This is a genomic window from Micromonospora okii (assembly GCF_020884795.1).
Lineage (GTDB): Bacteria > Actinomycetota > Actinomycetes > Mycobacteriales > Micromonosporaceae > Micromonospora > Micromonospora okii.
On record NZ_BBZF01000023.1, the window covers coordinates 24,347 to 42,378 of the forward strand.

Annotated in this window: 16 protein-coding genes and 1 pseudogene; 11 read left to right on the forward strand and 6 right to left on the reverse strand. The window is 76.9% G+C overall.

From position 1 onward, the window contains the following. Nucleotides 1-61: 61 nt before the first annotated feature. The 3 genes from LPU43_RS22095 to LPU43_RS22105 all read right to left on the reverse strand — a co-directional run bounded on the left by LPU43_RS22095 (nt 62) and on the right by LPU43_RS22105 (nt 3,213). Nucleotides 62-1,135 carry a glycosyltransferase family 2 protein gene (locus tag LPU43_RS22095; protein ID WP_229402422.1) on the reverse strand — a complete coding sequence of 358 codons (1,074 nt, stop codon included), beginning with the start codon at nt 1,133-1,135 and terminating at the stop codon, nt 62-64. Continuing rightward, nucleotides 1,132-1,869, reverse strand: a complete 738-nt coding sequence (locus tag LPU43_RS28715; protein ID WP_305074828.1) for a class I SAM-dependent methyltransferase — start codon at nt 1,867-1,869, stop codon at nt 1,132-1,134. The genes LPU43_RS22095 and LPU43_RS28715 overlap by 4 nt, the downstream gene beginning before the upstream one ends. 96 nt (nt 1,870-1,965) lie before the next feature. Continuing rightward, a complete protein-coding gene (locus LPU43_RS22105; protein WP_229402423.1) occupies nt 1,966-3,213 on the reverse strand; it encodes a cytochrome P450 in 1,248 nt (415 codons plus the stop codon). A 268-nt stretch (nt 3,214-3,481) separates the two neighbouring features. Between LPU43_RS22105 and LPU43_RS22110 the strand changes: the two genes are divergently transcribed. Further along, on the forward strand, nt 3,482-3,883 hold the full coding sequence (locus tag LPU43_RS22110) for a hypothetical protein (RefSeq protein WP_229402424.1): 402 nt from the start codon (nt 3,482-3,484) through the stop codon (nt 3,881-3,883). Between the two features lie 97 nt (nt 3,884-3,980). Here LPU43_RS22110 and LPU43_RS22115 read toward each other — a convergent pair whose 3' ends face one another. Next, nucleotides 3,981-4,199 carry a DUF397 domain-containing protein gene (locus tag LPU43_RS22115; protein WP_036372843.1) on the reverse strand — a complete coding sequence of 73 codons (219 nt, stop codon included), beginning with the start codon at nt 4,197-4,199 and terminating at the stop codon, nt 3,981-3,983. Nucleotides 4,200-4,266: 67 nt separating this feature from the next. Between LPU43_RS22115 and pepN the strand changes: the two genes are divergently transcribed. The 9 genes and pseudogenes from pepN to LPU43_RS22160 all read left to right on the forward strand — a co-directional run. Continuing rightward, nucleotides 4,267-6,783, forward strand: coding sequence for an aminopeptidase N (gene pepN, locus LPU43_RS22120; RefSeq protein WP_229402425.1), 2,517 nt, complete (start codon nt 4,267-4,269; stop codon nt 6,781-6,783). Between the two features lie 115 nt (nt 6,784-6,898). Further along, nucleotides 6,899-7,495, forward strand: a complete 597-nt coding sequence (gene nadD, locus LPU43_RS22125; RefSeq protein WP_229402426.1) for a nicotinate-nucleotide adenylyltransferase — start codon at nt 6,899-6,901, stop codon at nt 7,493-7,495. Between the two features lie 110 nt (nt 7,496-7,605). Beyond that, entirely contained in the window at nt 7,606-8,016 is a 411-nt protein-coding gene (rsfS, locus tag LPU43_RS22130; RefSeq protein ID WP_229402427.1) for a ribosome silencing factor, read from the forward strand. Continuing rightward, complete coding sequence (locus LPU43_RS22135) at nt 8,013-8,642, forward strand: histidine phosphatase family protein (RefSeq protein WP_229402428.1); 630 nt, start codon at nt 8,013-8,015, stop codon at nt 8,640-8,642. Before rsfS ends, LPU43_RS22135 begins: the two co-directional genes overlap by 4 nt. A 105-nt stretch (nt 8,643-8,747) precedes the next feature. Further along, a complete protein-coding gene (locus tag LPU43_RS22140) occupies nt 8,748-9,614 on the forward strand; it encodes a DegV family protein (protein ID WP_229402429.1) in 867 nt (288 codons plus the stop codon). A 365-nt stretch (nt 9,615-9,979) separates the two neighbouring features. Further along, entirely contained in the window at nt 9,980-10,867 is an 888-nt protein-coding gene (locus tag LPU43_RS28800; protein ID WP_373321793.1) for a ComEA family DNA-binding protein, read from the forward strand. 143 nt (nt 10,868-11,010) lie between these two features. Then, on the forward strand, nt 11,011-13,383 hold the full coding sequence (locus LPU43_RS22150) for a ComEC/Rec2 family competence protein (RefSeq protein ID WP_229402430.1): 2,373 nt from the start codon (nt 11,011-11,013) through the stop codon (nt 13,381-13,383). A gap of 122 nt (nt 13,384-13,505) precedes the next feature. Beyond that, complete coding sequence (gene holA / locus LPU43_RS22155; RefSeq protein WP_229402431.1) at nt 13,506-14,486, forward strand: DNA polymerase III subunit delta; 981 nt, start codon at nt 13,506-13,508, stop codon at nt 14,484-14,486. Then, a pseudogene (locus tag LPU43_RS22160) lies at nt 14,483-14,920 on the forward strand (hypothetical protein); the annotation flags it as partial. The gene holA and the pseudogene LPU43_RS22160, both read left to right, overlap by 4 nt. A 677-nt stretch (nt 14,921-15,597) precedes the next feature. Here the strand turns inward: LPU43_RS22160 and rpsT are convergent. Together rpsT and LPU43_RS22170 are read right to left on the reverse strand one after the other, a co-directional pair. Continuing rightward, nucleotides 15,598-15,864: a 30S ribosomal protein S20 gene (gene rpsT, locus LPU43_RS22165; RefSeq protein ID WP_229402432.1), complete on the reverse strand. Its 267-nt coding sequence runs from the start codon at nt 15,862-15,864 to the stop codon at nt 15,598-15,600. 252 nt (nt 15,865-16,116) lie between these two features. Beyond that, nucleotides 16,117-17,181, reverse strand: a complete 1,065-nt coding sequence (locus LPU43_RS22170) for a phosphotransferase family protein (protein ID WP_373321781.1) — start codon at nt 17,179-17,181, stop codon at nt 16,117-16,119. Between the two features lie 79 nt (nt 17,182-17,260). Between LPU43_RS22170 and LPU43_RS22175 the strand changes: the two genes are divergently transcribed. Continuing rightward, nucleotides 17,261-17,794 (forward strand): DUF4240 domain-containing protein, encoded by a 534-nt coding sequence (locus LPU43_RS22175; protein ID WP_229402434.1) that lies wholly within the window; start codon nt 17,261-17,263, stop codon nt 17,792-17,794. Nucleotides 17,795-18,032: the final 238 nt, after the last annotated feature.

An 18,032-nucleotide genomic window follows, 5' to 3' on the forward strand; every position in this document is an offset into this window, starting at 1 on the left:
GGGCCGGCGAGCGTGAGCGGCGGGCGGCGCGCGGGTGGGCGGAGTTAAGAAGGGGCCCCTGCTATACCTCAGGCGTTAACAAGGTGCCCTTCCTTGCGCGGAGGGCGCGGGGGGAGTGGGCGGCGCGGGCCACCCGGGTGCCCGCGTACGTGACGCCGCCGCGCAGCACCCGGTCGGCGACGGCCAGCCAGGAGCAGACGCCGCGCTCCAGGAGCCACAGGGGGGCGGCCAGGGCGGTGGTGCGGGGGAAGACGGCCGCCCCGCCGGCCCGTCGGCGGCCGACCTCGGCCAGCGCCACCACGGCCGACGCCGCGCCGAGCAGCAGCCCGGGGCGGCGGGTCGCCAGCGCGGTCGCCACGGCGGGCAGCACCGCCAGCGAGACCGCGAGCCGCGCCGGCTGGGCCAGGTCGTCGTACGCTTGGCGGACCCGCTGCCCCCGGAAGTGCGCGGTGTCCGGCGGCAGCCGCCGCACGTGCAGCCAGCGCGGGGCGGCGTCCCTCCCGCCGTACGCGCGCACGGTGCGGACCAGCTCCAGGTTCTCGAAGAGCACGTCGGGGTCGTAGCCGCCCATGGCGACGAAGGTGCTGCGGCGCACCGCCAGGGTGCCCGGCCAGTCCGCGCCGAGGGCCCGGTTGAGCAGGGTCCGGCCGCTGTCCCACCAGGCGTGCCAGGGCAGCGGGTCGAAGTAGTTCTGCGGGCGGACCAGGTCCACGGTGTCCAGCAGCCTGTGCGCGGCGCGCAGCCCCGCCTCGTCGTACCGGACGTCGTCGTCGGCGATCACCACGTGCTCGTGCCGGGCCAGCGCGACGCCGGTGAGCACCCCGAGGACCTTGCCGTTGACGCCGCGCAGCGCCGGGTCCGGGGCGACGTGCCGGACCAGGCCGCGCCAGGCGGCGGCGTGCCGGGCGAAGAGCTCCGGGGCGGAGCCGTCGACCACGGTGACGTCGACGAGCCCGCGCAGCCCGCGCAGGTAGCCGGTCAGCTCGGCCAGGCCGGCGTCGTCGGCCCAGCGCAGCGGCAGGACGTACTCCACGGGGAGCCGGGGCCGCAGGTCCGGGCCGCCGGCGGTCGCGGCCGGCGCGCCGGGAGGGTCGCCGCCCGCCCGCCCCGCCGGGGTACGGGCCGGGGCGCTCACGCCGCCTCCGGCATCCGGTAGACGCTCACGTGGGCGCGGCTGTCGTCGGTGAACGGGCCGCCGGCCCAGTCCGCCCAGCGGCTCTCCCGGGTCATCCCGGCGAGCTGCGCCATCAGGTCCAGCTCGGCGGGCCAGGCGTAGCGGTGGTTGGCGGGCAGCAGGCGCGTACCGGAGTCGGTGATCCGGATCTTGGTGGTGGTCATCCGCTGCTCGGCCGGGTGCAGCAGGGCCGCCTCCAGCAGCACCTCGTCCCCGGCCACCCGCACCGGCCGCAGGGCCGCGCCGGCCCGGAACGCCCCCGGGTCGGGCACCCACGCCTCGACCACGAACCGCCCGCCGGGCCGCAGGTGGGCGGCGGCGTTGCGGAAGCAGGCCACCTGGGCGGCCTGGTCGGGCAGCGCGAAGATCGTGTTGAAGGCGAGCACCACCAGCGCGTACGCGCCGGGCACCCGGGTCCGCGCGAAGTCGCCGACGGCCACCTCGATCCGCTCCCCACCGGGCTTGGCCCGCAGCCCGGCGGCCATCTCCGGCGATCCCTCGATGCCGGCGACGGCCAGCCCCCGCGCGAGCAGGGGCAGCGCCAGCCGGCCGGTGCCGATGCCGAACTCGCAGACTCCCCCGCCGTCGGCGAGCGCGGCGAGCCGCTCCACGGCCGCGTCGGTGTCCAGGTGGGCGTACGTCTCGTCGTAGACGTCGGCGATCCGCCGGCCGTACTCGCTGGCGTCGAAGGGCATCGCGCCTCCTGCTGTCGGGGTCGCCGTGCCCGCAGCAGGTGCCCGCATTCCGGCTGGTCAAACCGGCACGCCGTCTCGACGCCGCCGGGCCGGTCCTCAGGCGGTGCGGCGGACGTTGGCCATGAGGAAGCCGCTCGGCGGCAGCGTCGGCATCCGGCTCAGGTCGAGCGCGAGGTCCTGCGGGGGCACCTCGTAGCTCGTGGCGGTGGTCAGGTTGGCCACCGCCCGGGTGAGCAGCTCGATGGTGAGCTGCTCACCCGGGCACCGGTGCCCCGTGAGGTGGTCGCCGCCGCCCTGCGGCACCAGCGCGTACGCGTCGCCGGGCCGGCCGGCGAAGCGCTCCGGGCGGAACCGCTCCGGCTCGGGCCAGAGCGCCGCGTGGTGGTCGGTGCCGTACAGGTCGAGCAGCACCCGCCGGCCCTTCGGGAAGTGGTACCCCTGCCAGTCGAAGGAGCGGCGGACCCGCGCGGCGGCGGCCGGGAAGAACGGGTAGTACCGGCGCACCTCCTGCACGAAGCAGGCGACGGCCTCGCCGTCCTCGCGGACCCGCTCGCGCCAGCGCGGGTGGTCGTGCAGGGCGAGCGCGGCGAAGACCACGAAGCGGGCCACGGCGACCGTGGGACGCAGCACGTTGAGCAGCTCCACGGCGGCGATCCGGCGGGGCAGCGGCGCGCCCCGCTCGTCGCGGTGCCCGGCGATCACCCGCAGCGCGCTGCCCTCCGGGGCGGGCAGGGCGCCCGAGCGGGCCCGCCGGACGACGTCGGCGGCCCACCGCTGCGCGCGGCGGCGGGCCAGCCGCCCCCGCCAGTGCCGGGGGCCGACCGCCGCCGCCGAATCGATCAGCGCGTTCATGTCGGCGGTCCGCCGGGCCACGTCGGCGGTGGCCAGCGGCACGCCGGCCCACGCGCACACCGCCCGCATCAGCATGCGGGCCACCTCGTCGTGGAGGACCACGACGCCGGCCTGCTCCCAGACGGGCAGGCGGGCGCGCCACTCGTCGTCGAAGAGCCGCCCGAGCTGCCGGACCGCCGACGGCGTCATGATCGACATGAGCATGGCCTTGCGGTCGCGGTGCGCCGGGCCGTCGAGGCTCTGCACGGCCCCCACGCCGGTCAGGGTCCGCTGCGCCCGCTTCGGCAGCCCGCCGGCCCGACGGAAGCGCTCTGCGTCGTAGAAGAGCGCCGCCGCCGCCCGGCCGCGCAGGCAGATGGTCGGTTGCAGCAGCAGCCGGGTCTGGAAGATGTCCGTGCCGTACCGGTCGCAGCGGTCGGAGATGAACCGGTAGCCCTCCCGCAGCAGGGCGAGCGTGCTGTCCGGGCTGCGGTCGACGGGGATGCTGGCCATCGGACCTCCTGACGCGGCCGGCCGGCCCCCCGCCCACGCGGGCACCGACGGGGGTTGTGTCTTCCCGGCGGTGGGCGGCTGAATCCTCCCGCGCCGCGCCGGGCCGCGCCGGCTGGCCCTCTCGTCCGGCCAGGCAGCCCCGGCTGGCCCTCTCGCCCCGCCGGGTCGGCCGGGCGTCGCCCCGGCTGGCCCCTCCCGGGGCGGCGGGAAGCTGGTTGGCTGGGTCGTGGGCCGGCGGGTTGCCGGAACGACGGAGACGGGGGAGGACATGCGGGAGAACGGGTCACGGTACTGGCGTCAGCGGCGGGTGGTCGCCGCGCTCGGCGGGGGCCGGGCGGGCGGCGGGGTCGGCGGGCCGGAGCGCCCGCTGCTGGCCCCGCCCCGGCAGCGCCCGCCGCGCCGCTTCACGGTGCATCTCGGCTTCACCGCCGACGGGACGGACCGGGCCCGCGAGCTGGCCGTCGCGTACGCCGAGGGGCTGAGCCTGCTCCGTCCCGAGCTGGCCCTCGCCTCGGCCGCGCTCTCCCCGGCCGACGCCTGGCACCGGGCCGAGCGACTGTTCTGCGGTGCGCGCGGCCCCGACGGCGAGCGCTGCGCCGACGTGGCCGGCCACCCCGGCTTCCACCACGCCCTCGGCCTCGGCGGCCTCGGCTGGGGCGACGGTGACTGAACGGGAGCCGGGCCGTGACCGGCCGCCGGTCGCGGGCCCGCCCCTCGACGGGTCGTCCCGCCGGCCGACGCGCGGTCACGGCCCGACCGGCCGCCCCTCAGTCCAGGTCGAACTCGCCGTCCTGCGCGCCGGCCACGAAGGCGTCCCACTCGGCCTGGGTGAAGACGAGCACCGGCCCGTCCGGCTCGGCCGAGTTGCGCATGCCGATCAGGTCGTCCACGAAGGCCACCTCGACCGCGCCGTCCGAGGTGTCGCCCTCGGCCCGCTGCCAAACCGCCCGGGACAGGTCGAAGTCGCCCTTGGGGTGCTGACCCATTGTTGGTTCCTCCATCGCAGAGCGTATCGGGAAACGGGTGTGGTTCCCCGTCGGGCAGGATAAGCGGATGCCGAGCCTGAGCCGTGTAGAGGCGACCGCGCGTGGCGCGCTGATGACCGTCGAGTCCTACCAGGTGGACCTCGACCTGACCGGGGGCGGCGAAACGTTCCGCTCGCACACCACGATCCGCTTCCGGGCCACCCCCGACGCGGAGACGTTCGTGGAGATCCTGCCGTCCCGACTGCTGTCGGCCCGACTGAACGGGCGCGACCTCGACCCGGGCAGCCTCGCCGACAACCGGCTTCCGCTGACCGGGCTGGGCGCGGCCAACACGCTCGTCGTCGAGGCCGAGATGGCGTACTCGAACACCGGCGAGGGGCTGCACCGGTTCGTCGACCCCGCCGACGGCGAGACCTACCTCTACGCCATGTCCTTCCTGGACAACGCGCAGCGCATCTTCGCCGCCTTCGACCAGCCCGACCTGAAGGCCCCGGTCACCCTCGCGGTCACCGCCCCCGCCGGGTGGACGGTCGCCGCGAACGGCGCGGTGGCCGCCACCCCCGGGGCGGGGCGCTGGGAGTTCGCCCCGACGCCCCCGCTCGCGCCGTACCTCGTCACGTTGATCGCCGGCCCGTGGCACGTGCGCCGGGCCGAGCACGACGGCATCCCGCTGGGCGTGTGGTGCCGGCGGTCCCTCGCCGCGCACCTGGACGCCGACGTCGAGGAGATCCTGACCGTCACCCGGCAGTGCCTCGACCGCTTCCACGAGCTGTTCGCCGAGCGCTACCCGTTCGGCAAGTACGACCAGGCGTTCGTGCCGGAGTTCAACGCCGGGGCGATGGAGAACCCGGGCCTGGTGACCTTCCGCGACGACCTCGTCTTCCGCTCGGCCGTCACCGACACCGAGCGCGAGCAGCGGGCCACCACGATCGCCCACGAGATGGCGCACATGTGGTTCGGCGACCTGGTCACCATGCGCTGGTGGGACGACCTGTGGCTCAACGAGTCCTTCGCCGAGTACCTGGGCACCCGGGTCACCGCCGAGGCGACCCGCTTCGACGGTGCGTGGACGACCTTCGCCCTGCGGCGCAAGGGCTGGGGGTACGCGGCCGACCAGCGCCCCTCCACCCACCCCGTCGCGCCCGAGGAGGTCGCCGACGCGGCCCACGCGCTGGTCAACTTCGACGGCATCTCGTACGCCAAGGGCGCCAGCGTGCTGCGCCAGCTCGTCGCGTGGCTGGGCGACGAGGCGTTCCTCGCCGGGCTGAACGCGCACTTCGCGGCGCACCGGTTCGGCAACGCCACCCTCGCCGACCTGCTCGGCAGCCTCACCGCCGCCGCCGGGCGGGACCTGTCCGGCTGGGCCGAACGCTGGCTGCGCCGGGCGCAGGTGAACACCCTGCGGGTCGAGGTCACCGTCGACGCCGACGGCCGGTACGCGGAGGCGGTGATCGCGCAGACCGCCCCGGCCAGCCACCCGGTGCTGCGCCCGCACCGCGTCGGCATCGCCCGGTACGCCGCCGACGGCACGGTCACCCACGACGAGGTCGACCTCGACCCGGACGTCGACGGGGGCCGCACGGTCCTCGCCGGGCTGGCCGGTCGGCCGGCGGCGCGACTGCTGCTGCCCAACGCCGGCGACCTCACGTTCGCCAAGATCCGCCTCGATCCCGCCTCGGCGGACGCCGTGCCGCTGCTGCTGCCGACCCTGACCGACCCGCTGGCCCGGGCCCTGCTCTGGGGCGAGGCCCTGGACGCCGCCACCGACGGCGAGCGCCCGGTCGACGCCCTGCTCGGGCTCGTCGAGGCCGCCCTGCCGGGCGAGCCCGAGGTGATCATCGTCGAGGACGTGCTGCGGGTGGTCCGGTCGCTGGTCGACCGCTACCTCGACCCGTCGGCCCGCGCGGCGGCGCTGCTCCGCCTCGCCGGGGCCAGCGAGCGGATGCTGACCGCCGCCGAGCCGGGCGGCTCCCGGCAGCTCGCCGCCGCGCGGGCCCTGATCGGCGCGAGCGCCGACGCCGACCTGCTGGCCGGGTGGCTGGCCGGGCGGGGCGTCCCCGCCGGGCTGGCCGTGGACGCCGAGCTGCGCTGGTCGCTGCTCGGCCGGCTGGTGGTGCTCGGCGCCGCCGGGGAGGGGGAGATCGCCGCCGAGGCGGCGGCCGACCCGAGCGCCACCGGCGTCGAGCGGGCCGCCCGGTGCCGGGCCGCGCTGCCCGACCCGGCCGCGAAGGCGGCGGCATGGCAGGTCGTGGTGGCCGACACCGGGCTGTCCAACCGGCTGCTCGAGGCCGCCGCCCGGGGGTTCTGGCAGCCCGAGCAGGCCGAGCTGACCGAGCCGTACGTCGAGCGGTACTTCGCGGAGATGCCGGCGGCGGCGCGGCTGCGTACCCCATGGGTCGCCGAGCAGATCGCGGCCGACGCCTTCCCCCGCTACGCCGTGGCGCAGCGCACCCGGGAGTTGGCCGCGGCGCTGCTGGCCCGCGACGACGTGCCGCCGGGCGTCCGGCGCCGGGTCACCGACGCCGACGACGACCTGCGCCGCGCCCTGGTCGCCCGCACGGCCGTGGCCGCCGCCTCGGCCTGACCCGGCCCGGCCGCCCGTCCATCCCAATCCCGCCACCCGGGCCGCCGCCGTGCGGTCCGGGGGGCGGATCCGGCCGGGCGGGGCCATTGGCCGGGGCCCGGCATACGATCTTCGGATGGAGGAAGACATCCGGCGGGTCGGGATCATGGGCGGCACGTTCGACCCGATCCACCACGGTCACCTGGTCGCGGCCAGCGAGGTGGCGGACCGGTTCGGGCTGGACGAGGTCGTGTTCGTGCCGACCGGGCAGCCGTGGCAGAAGGCGGAGCAGGCCGTCACCCCGGCCGAGGACCGCTACCTCATGACGGTGATCGCCACCGCCTCGAACCCCCGGTTCCAGGTCAGCCGGGTGGACATCGACCGGGGCGGGCCGACGTACACCGTCGACACACTGCGCGACCTGCACGCCGAGTACGGCCCGAAGGTGCAGCTCTACTTCATCACCGGGGCGGACGCGCTGGAGCGCATCCTGTCCTGGAAGGATCTCGACCAGATGTTCGCCCTGGCGCACTTCGTCGGGGTGACCCGGCCCGGCTTCGAGCTCTCCGCCGCGCACCTGCCCGACGACGCGGTCAGCCTGGTCCAGGTCCCGGCCATGGCCATCTCGTCCACCGACTGCCGGGACCGGGTGGCCCGGGGAGAGCCGGTCTGGTACCTGGTGCCCGACGGTGTGGTGCAGTACATCGCGAAACGGCGCCTCTATCAGCCGTGAGCCCGCCCGGTACGCGCCCGTTCGTCCGGATAATCGACCAGAACTGACAAGTCGTCGCGTCGGCGGGTGTGAGACGCTTGGAGGGTCGCACGGTTGATCGAAGGAGAACGGTGACAGTTTCCGAACGCGCTCACGAGCTGGCGATGGCCGCCGCGCAGGCCGCGGCCGACAAGAAGGCGCAGGACATCGTCATCATCGACGTGGGTGACCAGCTCGCCATCACCGACGCCTTCCTGCTCGCCGCCGCCCCCAACGAGCGTCAGGTGCTGGCCATCGTCGACGCCATCGAGGAGCGGCTGCTGGAGCTGCCGGAGAAGGCCAAGCCGGTCCGGCGCGAGGGCGAGCGGGGCGGGCGCTGGGTGCTGCTCGACTACGTCGACATCGTGGTCCACGTCCAGCACACCGAGGAGCGCGAGTTCTACGCCCTCGACCGGCTCTGGAAGGACTGCCCGCAGATCCCGTTCGTGGACCGGGACCTGGTCGAGGCGGAGGCCGCCGCCGGCAACACCAGCGCCGAATGACCCGACTGATCGTCTGGCGGCACGGCAACACCGACTGGAACGCCGGCGGCCGGGTGCAGGGGCAGACGGACGTGTCGCTCAACGACCTCGGCCGACAGCAGGCCGCCGCCGCCGCGCCGCTGCTCGCGGCGCTGCGTCCCGACGCGATCGTGACCAGCGACCTCAGCCGCGCCGCCGACACCGCCGCCGCCCTGGCGGCGCTGACCGGGCTGCCCGTACGCGTCGACGCCCGCCTGCGCGAGCGGCACTTCGGGCTCTGGCAGGGGCTCGCGCTCACCGAGGTGGCCGAGCGCCACCCCGACGAGTACGCGCGCTGGCGGGCCGGCGACCCCGATCCCGGATCGGGCATCGAGAGCCTCGACGACCTCGGCAAACGGATCGGCACCGCCCTCCAGGACGCGGCCGACGAGGCGCCGGGCGGCACCGTCGTGGTCGCCACGCACGGCGCGGGGGCCCGACAGGGCTGCGGGCACCTGCTCGGCTGGGGTCACGAGGTGCTGCGGTCGTTCGGCTCCCTGAGCAACTGCCACTGGACGGAGCTGCGCCACAACGACCTTCGGGGCTGGCACTTGCGGGCGCACAACGTCGGCGTGCCCGTTGCGCAGGCACCGGCCGAGGCGGTCTGAGCCCGCCCGACCCCCGCCCGGCTCCGGTCGGCCGGGGTGTCGCGTCGGTCGCGGTGGGCCGCCCGCCCCGGATGGCCGGGAGAGGGATCGGCTAGCGTGCCGGGCATGCCCGTCGCGGTCGTCACCGACTCCACCGCCTACCTCCCGCCCGAGCTGGTGCGCGCGCGCCGGATCACCGTCGTCCCGCTGACGGTGGTGCTCAACGGCGCGGAGGGGCTGGAGGGCGTCGAGACGTCCCCCGAAGACGCCACCCGGGCACTGAGCGGCCGGCGGGTCTCGGTCAGCACGTCGCAGCCTTCGCCGGAGCAGTTCGCCGGGGCGTACCGCCGGCTGCTCGACGCCGGTGCCGGCGGGGTGGTGTCGGTGCACCTGTCGGCCGAGCTGTCCGGCACGGTGGAGGGGGCCCGGCTCGCCGCCGCCGAGTTCGGCGACCGGGTCGCCGTGGTCGACAGCCGCTCCACCGGAATGGGCCTCGGCTTCCCGGTCCTCGCCGCCGCCGAGGCCGCCGCCGGGGGTGCCGACCTCCCCGAGGTACGCGGGGCGGCGGTCGACGCGATCGACCGCACCACCATCTACTTCTACCTCGACACGCTGGAGTTCCTGCGCCGGGGCGGCCGGATCGGGGCCGCCGAGGCGCTGCTCGGCACCGCCCTGTCGGTGAAGCCGATCATGCACATGCCGGACGGGGCGATCGTGGTCCGGGACAAGGTGCGCACCGCCAGCCGGGGCGTTGCCCGCCTGGTCGACCTCGCCGTCGAGGCGGCCGGGGACGCCGACGTGGACCTCGCCGTGCACCACCTGGCCGCCCCGGAGCGCGCCGCCGGGCTCCTCGCGGCGCTCACCGACCGGCTCGGCGAGCGGCTCCGCTCGGCGTACGTCACGGAGGCCGGCGCGGTGATCGCCGCGCACACCGGACCGCGACTGGCCTGCGTCGTCGTGCACCGCCGCCCCGCGCCGCCCGACGCCGACTGAGCCGGGCGCTCGCCGGCCCGCACGTCGTTCGGGCGGCCGTCCCTGGTCGTCGCCCTGCTCTCCCGGCTTGACCCATAGCACACGGTGGGCATGATCAGGCGGTTGTCCACAGCGGCTCCCGTTGTCCACAGGTTCCGGATGAGGGGGCCCGGGTCGTCGGCCTCCGTGCCTAGCCTCGCGCCGTGTCAGACGACGAGGAGACGGTCGTGCGGCGGCTGCGGTGGCTCGCGGCCGGCCCGGCAGCGGCCGAGGCCCCGAAGCCCCCGGCCGTGCCGATCGAGCCTTCGGCCGCGCCGACCGCTCCGGCGGACCCGGCCGTCGAGCCGCCCACAGTGGCCGCGCCACTGCCGGAGCGGCCGGCGGTGATGCCGCCGAACACGTGGCTTCCGCCGGAGGACCGGTGGCCTCCGGCGGGCGGACCGGCAGTCGAGCGGCCGGTGCCGTGGCCGGGGGAAAGGCACCCTGGCCCGGGGCGACGGGCCGCCCGCCGTTCCGAGCCGTCTTTCGTCCCCGGACTGTCCCCGAGCGACGCCACGGCGCACCCCGGCGAGCCCGACCCCGCACCCGAGGCCGAGCCGCTGCGCTCCCGCCTGCCGGGGCCCGGCGCCTTCGACCCCGGGCGGCGCGGCGTGCGGGCGCTGGCCGCCGTCGCGGTGGCGGTGGTGCTCGGTGCCGGCTTCTGGGCGTGGCGCTCCCGGCCCCAGGCCGAGCCGGTCGCGGTGGAGGCGTCCAGCGCCGCCGTGGCGGAGGCACCCGTCGACGCGGGGGCGAAGACCGGCGGCCCGACGCCGGGCGGCGAGCTCGTGGTGGCGGTCGCCGGCAAGGTACGCCGACCCGGGCTGGTCCGCGTGCCGGCCGGTGCCCGGGTCGGCGACGCGGTGCAGGCGGCCGGGGGCGCGCTGCCGGGCGTGGACGTGGCGCTGCTCAACCCCGCCCGCAAGGTCACCGACGGCGAGCTGATCCTGGTCGGCGTCGCCGCCCCGGCGGGCCAGCCGAACGCCGCCCCGGCCGCCCCGGCCGCCCCCGGTCAGCCCGCCGGTGCGGGCGCGCCGGCCGGCGCCGGCCCGGTCAACCTGAACACCGCCACCCTCGCCCAGCTCGACGCGCTGCCCGGGGTGGGGCCGGTGCTCGCGCAGCGCATCCTCGACCACCGCGACCGCAACGGCGGGTTCCGCTCGGTGGGTGACCTGCGTCAGGTGGAGGGCATCGGCGACGCCCGGTACGAGCAGCTCAAGGAACTGGTGACGGTGTGAGCGGGAGCGCCCGCCCGAACGCCACCGGCCCGCCCGTCACACCTGGGCCGCCCGGACCGGCAGGACCGGCCGCCGCGCCGCCTGGGTCGCCTGGACTGCCCGGACCGGCCGCCGGGCCACCCGGACCTACCACACCGACCGCCGTGGCGCTCGGTCCCGCCGCGCCGCCCGACCTGCGGCTGGCCGGGCTGGCCGTGGCCGCCTGGCTGGCCGCGCTGGCCGGGCTGCACCTGAGCACCCGGTCGGCGGCGCTGCTCGCGGCCGTCGCCGCCGGGCTGGCCGCCGTCGCCGCGGCGCACCTGCTCGGCGTGCTGGGGCGTCCGGCGGCCCCCGTGCGCCGGTACGGCTGGATCGCCGTGGCGCTGCTGCTCGGCGTCGTGTGCGGGGCCACGGCGACGGCCGCCCGGCTCGCCGTCCGGGACGCCCCGGCCGTCCGCGTCCTCGTCGACGACCGGGCCACGGTCAGCGCCGAGCTGGTCGTGCGGGACGACCCACGGCCGATCCGGGGCGTCGCGGGCCGCCCGGCCACCCTGCTGGTGCGGGCCGAGCTGGTCGCGGTGACCGGCCCCGACGGGGTACGCGTCGCCGCGCCGCTGCGGTTCCTGCTGCTCGCCACCGATCCGGCGTGGCGGCACCTGCTCCCCGGGCAGCGGCTCACCGCCGAGGGGCGGCTCGCCGCGCCGCGCGGCGGCGACCTGACGGCGGCGGTGCTGACGGTCCGGGCTCCGCCGACGCTCCACGGGCCGCCGCCCTGGTCGCAGGGGGCGGCGGGCACGCTCCGGGCCGGCCTGCAACGGGCCTGCGAGCCGCTTCCCGACGACCAGGGCGGGCTGCTGCCCGGCCTGGTGGTGGGCGACACCAGCCGCTTGCCGCCGACCGTGGAGGAGGACTTCCGGGCGACCGGGATGACCCATCTCAACGCCGTGTCCGGCTCCAACGTCGCGATCGTCGTCGGGGCGGTGCTGCTGCTGGCCCGCTGGTCCCGGGCCGGTCCCTGGGCGGCGGCCGGGCTCTGCGGGCTGGCCCTGGTCGGCTTCGTGATTCTGGTCCGCCCCTCGCCCAGCGTGATGCGGGCGGCCACCATGGGCGCGATCGGCCTCGCGGCGCTGGCCGCCGGCCGTCCCCGGGCGGCCCTGCCGGCACTGTCCGCGGCGGTCGCCGCGCTGGTGCTCCACGACCCGGAGCTGTCCGGCGACCCCGGGTTCGCCCTGTCGGTGCTGGCCACCGCCGGTCTGCTGCTGCTCGCGCCCGCCTGGCGCGACGGCCTGCGTCGCCGGGGCGTGCCGGCCGGGCTGGCGGAGGCGCTGGCCGTGCCGGCCGCCGCGCAGCTCGCCTGCGGTCCGGTGGTCGCCGGGATCTCCGGCACGGTGAGCCTGGTGGCCGTGCCGGCGAACCTGCTGGCCGTCCCGGCGATCGCGCCCGCCACGGTGCTCGGGGTCGCGGCGGCGGTGCTCTCCCCGGCCTGGCCGGCGGGCGCGGAGTTCGCGGCGTGGCTGGCGAGCTGGCCGGCCTGGTGGCTGGTCGTGGTGGCCCGGTACGGCGCGCGGCTGCCGGCGGGCACGCTGCCCTGGCCGGACGGCGCGGCCGGGGCGATGCTGCTGGCCGGGCTGACCCTGGCGCTGCTGGTCGCCACCCGTCGGCCGGTGCTGCGCCGGCTGGTGGCGGTGGTCGCCGTCGCGGTGATCGCCGGCACGCTGCCCGTCCGCCTGGTCGCCGGGGGCTGGCCGCCGGCCCGCTGGGTCGCGGTGGCGTGCGCGGTGGGCCAGGGGGACGCACTGGTGCTGCCGGTGGCAGCCGGCCGGGCCGTCGTGGTCGACGCCGGCCCGGACCCGGCGGCGGTGGACGGCTGCCTACGGCGGCTCCGCGTACGGGAGGTGCCCCTGCTGTTGATCAGCCACTTCCACGTCGACCACACCGGCGGCGTGGCCGGGGTCTTCCGGGGGCGGCGGGTCGCGGCCGTGCGGGTCCCGCAGTGGGCCGAGCCCGACGCGGGGCGGGACCTGGTGCGGGCCGCCGCGCAGGCGGGCGGGGCCGCTCTGGCACCGGTGGCGGCGGGGTGGGCGTACCGGGCGGGCGGCGTGGAGCTGGTCGTGCTCGGGCCGCCGTACCCGCTGCGGGGCACCCGGTCCGACCCGAACAACAACTCGCTGGTGCTGCGCGCCACGGTGGCCGGGGTGCGCATCCTGCTCACCGGGGACGCCGAGACGGAGGAACAGCGGGCCCTGCTCGACCGGCTGCCGCCGGGCGGCGTGCGGGCCGACGTGCTGAAGGTCGCCCACCACGGCTCCGCGTACCAGGACCCGGCGTTCCTGGACGCGGTCCGGCCCCGGGTCGCGCTGGTGCCGGTCGGGGTGGGCAACTCGTACGGGCACCCGAACGTCGCCGTGCTCGCCCGGATCGCCAGGGGCGGGGCGCGGGTGCTGCGCACGGACACCGACGGCGACGCGGCGGTGGTCGTCGGCGGCGACGGGCTGGCCGTGGTGGTCCGGGGCACCCCGCCGGGGCGGCAGCCGTGAGGATCGACGGCCATTGAGGCATTGGAGGAGAACGAGGCGAATGTCTGGATTTGCGTTGAGTGCGGGCTTGGCCGCCGTAGGGCCGGATGAGCAGGCACGATCGGCGGAGCCGGCGTGCGAATATGGGCGGCGTGACCGCAGCCGACCTCGCCCCCATTCTGCTCGTTCTCGGCGACGAGGAGCTGCTCGCCACGCGCGCGGTGACCGAGACGGTGGCGAGGGCCCGCAGCGTCGACCCCGACGTGGACGTCCGGGAGTACCAGGCCGGCACCCTGACCGTCGGCGAGATCGCCGAGATGCTCAGCCCGTCGCTGTTCGGCGGACGCCGGGTGCTCGTGCTGCGCGCCGGTCAGGACGCCAAGAAGGACCTGGCCGCGGCCCTGCTGGCGTACGCGAAGGATCCCGATCCCGAGGTCCAGCTCGTCGTCCTGCACCTCGGTGGGGCCAAGGGCAAGGCGTTCGCGGACGGGCTGCGGGCGGCGGGCGCGACCGTGGTGCCGGCGGCGAAGCTCAAGGGCCACCGCGAGCGCGTGGCCTTCGTCCGGGACGAGATCCGCCGGGCCGGCGGCAAGTGCACCGAGGACGCGGCGGAGGCGCTCATCGCGGCGGTCGGCACCGACCTGCGCGAGCTGGCCGCCGCCTGCTCCCAGCTCATCGCCGACACCGACGGGCGGATCGGGGCCGACACCGTGTCCCGCTACTACAGGGGCCGGGTGGAGGTGAGCGGCTTCACCGTCGCGGACGCCACCATGGTCGGCGACGTCCCGGCGGCGTTGGAGGCGCTGCGCTGGGCGCTGCACGTCGGCGTCGACCCGGTTCCGATCGCCGACGCGCTCGCCGACGGCGTGCGCACCGTCGCGCGGGTCGCCGCAGCGGGGCGGGGCGACCCGTACCAGTTGGCGAGCACCCTCGGAATGCCGGCCTGGAAGATCAAGGGCGCCCAGCAACGGGCCCGGGGCTGGACCCCGGAGGGCCTGGTGCGCGCGATGCAGGCCGCCGCCGAGTGCAACGCGGCGGTCAAGGGCGGCTCGGACGACCGGGCGTACGCGCTGGAGCGGGCGGTCTTCTCGGTCGCGGCGGCCCGGCAGGGCGGCGCCCGGTGACCCGGCCGGGCCGGGCGTCGTGGACGACGGTCGCCGCCGAGGAGGAGCGGTACCGCCCTCTGTACGCCCGCGCCCTCGGCCTGCGCTTCGTCAACCCCGGCGGGGTGCTGTGCTTCGTCTTCTTCGAGGGGGCCGTGTCGCTGGCCGCGCTGCTCGCCCTGGCCGAGTTGGTGACCTGGTGGGCCGTGCTCGTCCTGCCCGCAGCCGTGGCGGCGATGGTCAAGCTCAACGACATGGTGGCCGAGATGGTGGTCCGAACGGCCGCGCTGGTGCCGGAGCAGGAGCGCGACCGGTTCCGCCGGCAGATGGAACCCGCAGTCGGCCGCGCCCCGGTGTGGGCCCCGGGCGCCGTCGACCGTGGGGGTGCCGCCGTGGGCGCGGTCGGTCACGCGGGCGCGCTCGCCGCTGCCCGGGGTGCCCCTGAACCGGGCCTGATCGGCCGGAGCGCCTCCGAGCAGGGCGTCATCGGCCGGAGCGCCTCCGCCCGGGGCGTGACCGGCCGGACCGCCTTCGAGCAGGGTGTCATCGGCCGCAGCGACTCCGGCCGGGGCGTGATCGGCCGCAGCGCCTCCGGCCGGGGTGCGGTCGGGGGGAGTGCGCCTGACCGGGGCGCGGTCGGCCGGGCCCTGTCTGACCGGGGCGTGGCCGGCCGGGGTGCGGTCGGCGTCGCCGGCCCGCGTGACGATGAGCGCGACGCGCCGATCTCGCCCCCGCGTTCGGCTTCGCGTGTGGTTCGGCGCGCCTTTCCGGGCGTCCTCGTCGACCCCCGCCCCGACTCGGAGCCCGACGCTCGCCCCTGATCCGGCCGATCTCCGGCTCGGGCCGCGCCAGGTAACGGCTCGGGCTGCGCCAGGTAGGCGCTCGGGCCGCGCCAGGTAGGCGACATGGCGGTATCCGAGTGGGTCGGATCGCGCCGTGCCGGCGACATGGCGCGGCAGCCCGCCGGGCGTGCCCGGCGGGCAGGCCGGGCAGGCCGGGCCAGCGGGCGTGCCCGTCGGGCAGGGCCAGCGCTGGCCGGGCTGCGGGTGGGCAGGGCGGCGTCGGTACGAAAAGACCGGAAGCCCCCTGGGATGGTCCCCGGGGGCTTCCGGTCAGGTCTTCTGGTCGCCGGTCAGGCGGAGAACGATGCCACGCGCTTGGCGATCGCCGACTTGCGGTTGGCCGCCTGGTTCGAGTGGATCACGCCCTTGCTGACCGCCTTGTCCAGCTTCCGGGAGGCGTCCTGCATGAGGACGGTGGCCTTCTCGGTGTCACCGGCCTCCGCAGCCTCGTGGAACTTGCGGATGGCGGTCTTCAGCGACGACTTGACCGACTTGTTACGCAGCCGGCGCTTCTCGTTCTGCCGGTTGCGCTTGATCTGGGACTTGATGTTCGCCACGCGACAGCCTCGTCTTATAGCTCGGGTTGGTCTGCTTCTGCGCGCGACGAGCATGCGTCATCGCTGCGCGAAAAGCCAGGTTACCAGGTCCGCCCCGACGAGCCAAAACGGCTCGGCCCCAGCAGCCACAACGGCCCGGCCCGAGCAGTGAGAAACGCCCAGCCCGAGCAGCGAGAAAGGCCCGGCCCGAGCACGCCAGAACGGCCCGGCCCGGCGAGCCAGAATGAGTCAAGCCCGACGAGCCGGGACGGCTCAGGCCGGCGGGTGCCTGAGCTGGGCGGATGCCCAGCCCTGGCGGGCGGCGAGCCAGCCCACGGCCTGCTCGCCGCTCCAGCGCTGATGCGCCCGGATGTGCGGGGACGCGGTGGTCGGGCCGGCGGCGGCCGAGGTGAGCAGGTAGCCGGAGAGTGCGGCGAGCGTCACGTCGAGGGCGTCCGGGGGAGCGCCGGCCGTTGCCGGGTGCGCGGCGAACAGCCCGTCGGCGTCGAGGCCGCTGGCGTGGGCGGTGATCAGCAGACTGACCAGGTCGAACCAGGCGGGGCCGTGGCAGATCCAGTTCCAGTCGCAGAACCAGGCCCGCCCGGCCGGGTCGATGAGCACGTTGTCCAGCCGTAGGTCGCCGTGGGCCAGGCCGCCCTGCCCGACCGGGCCGCTCCGGTCAGCAGGCGCGGCCAGGCCGCCCCGCTCCGCGTACCCGGGCAGGCGGGACTCCAGCGCGACCAGCTCGCGCAGCCGGCCCCGCGCCCCGGGCGGCAGCTCCGGGGCCGGCTCCCGACCGGCGGCCACCTCGCCCCACCAGAGGATGTCCTCGCGTGCCAGGTCGGCGAGGCGGGGCAGGCCGAGCGCCGCCAGGTCGGGGGGCGGGTCGGCCAGCGCGGCGGCCACCTCCGCGTACCCGGCCAGGGTCGCGTCGAGGTCGGCCGGGGCCCACGGCAGCGCCGGGGTGCGACCGTCGATCGCGTCGAGGCCGAGCGCGTACCAGCCGGCCGCCGCGACGCTCCAGCGCGGGCGGGGGACCGGCAGCCCGGCGGGGAGCCGATCCAGGACGGCGGCCTCCCGGGCGTACCAGTCGACGAGGTGCCGCTGCTCGGCCAGCGACGCCGCCTTGACGAACGTGCGCCGCCCGTCGGCGGTCTCCAGCACGGCGGCGAAGCCCCGGGTGAACCCGGCGCCGGCCACCCGGGCCTCGGAGACCGGCGCGCCCAGCCGGGCGGTCACCGCCGCCCGGAGCCCGGCGGGCAGCTCCGCCCAGGCGGGCCGCTGCGCGGTCGCGTCGTACCGCACCGGGGGCAGTGAGATCGGGGCCACCCGACCCATGCTGCCGCAGCCGCGCCCGCGCCGCCGTCCCCGCCGTGGCGCGCCCGGTCCGTGGGCGGCTCTGTCAGACTGCCAGGCCATGAGGACCGACGACTTCTGGCAGTTGATCGACCGGGCCCGGGCCGGCGGGGGCGGGGCGGCCGGCGCGGTCGCCGCGCGGGCGGTCGCGTTGCTGGCCGAGCGCGAGGCCGAGGACATCGTCGGGTACGCGCGGCACCAGCGCCGGGTGCTGGCCGCCTCCTACCGGGCCGATCTCTGGGGCGCGGCGTACCTGATCAACGGGGGTGCCTCCGACGACGGGTTCGAGTCCTTCCGGGGCTGGCTGATGACCCAGGGGCGGGAGGTCTTCGCCCGCGCGGTGGCCGACCCGGACTCGCTGGCCGAGCTGCCGCGCGTCCGCCAGGCGGCGGTCAGCGGCGAGGAGTTCGAGGCGGAGCGGATGCTCACGGTCGCCGAGGAGGCGTACCGGAGGGCGACCGCCAGCGAGCTGCCGGCCGTGCCGGAGACGCCCTACCCGGAGCTGGGCGAGTTCTGGGACTTCGACGACGTCGAGGAGGCCCACCGCCGGCTGCCGAAGCTGGCCGCCCTCTTCGCCGAGCCGCCGGAGGAGTGAGCCGTCGACCCGGAGGAGTGAGCCGCCGACCCGGAGGAGTGAGCCGCCGACCCGGAGGAGTGAGCCGCCGACCCGGAGGAGTGAGCCGCCGGCCCGGACGCAGTGAACCGGCGACCCGGACGGCGCGAGCCGTCGAGCCGTCCGGCCCGGCCGGATCGGACTATCCGGCCCGGGGAGAGTGAGCCGCCCGGCAGCCGGGTGGAGTGATCCGACCGGGTCCGGGGCGGCGTGGGAGCAT

Bases quoted from the DNA above. Each gene is read 5' to 3' on its own strand.
- LPU43_RS22110 (WP_229402424.1), top strand. From the start codon at position 3,482: ATGCGGGAGAACGGGTCACGGTACTGGCGTCAGCGGCGGGTGGTCGCC.
- pepN (WP_229402425.1), top strand. From the start codon at position 4,267: ATGCCGAGCCTGAGCCGTGTAGAGGCGACCGCGCGTGGCGCGCTGATG.
- LPU43_RS22115 (WP_036372843.1), bottom strand. From the start codon at position 4,199: ATGGGTCAGCACCCCAAGGGCGACTTCGACCTGTCCCGGGCGGTTTGG.
- LPU43_RS22105 (WP_229402423.1), bottom strand. From the start codon at position 3,213: ATGGCCAGCATCCCCGTCGACCGCAGCCCGGACAGCACGCTCGCCCTG.
- nadD (WP_229402426.1), top strand. From the start codon at position 6,899: ATGGAGGAAGACATCCGGCGGGTCGGGATCATGGGCGGCACGTTCGAC.
- LPU43_RS22140 (WP_229402429.1), top strand. From the start codon at position 8,748: ATGCCCGTCGCGGTCGTCACCGACTCCACCGCCTACCTCCCGCCCGAG.
- LPU43_RS28800 (WP_373321793.1), top strand. From the start codon at position 9,980: ATGCCGCCGAACACGTGGCTTCCGCCGGAGGACCGGTGGCCTCCGGCG.
- LPU43_RS28715 (WP_305074828.1), bottom strand. From the start codon at position 1,869: ATGCCCTTCGACGCCAGCGAGTACGGCCGGCGGATCGCCGACGTCTAC.
- LPU43_RS22175 (WP_229402434.1), top strand. From the start codon at position 17,261: ATGAGGACCGACGACTTCTGGCAGTTGATCGACCGGGCCCGGGCCGGC.
- LPU43_RS22135 (WP_229402428.1), top strand. From the start codon at position 8,013: ATGACCCGACTGATCGTCTGGCGGCACGGCAACACCGACTGGAACGCC.
- holA (WP_229402431.1), top strand. From the start codon at position 13,506: ATGGGCGGCGTGACCGCAGCCGACCTCGCCCCCATTCTGCTCGTTCTC.
- LPU43_RS22170 (WP_373321781.1), bottom strand. From the start codon at position 17,181: ATGGGTCGGGTGGCCCCGATCTCACTGCCCCCGGTGCGGTACGACGCG.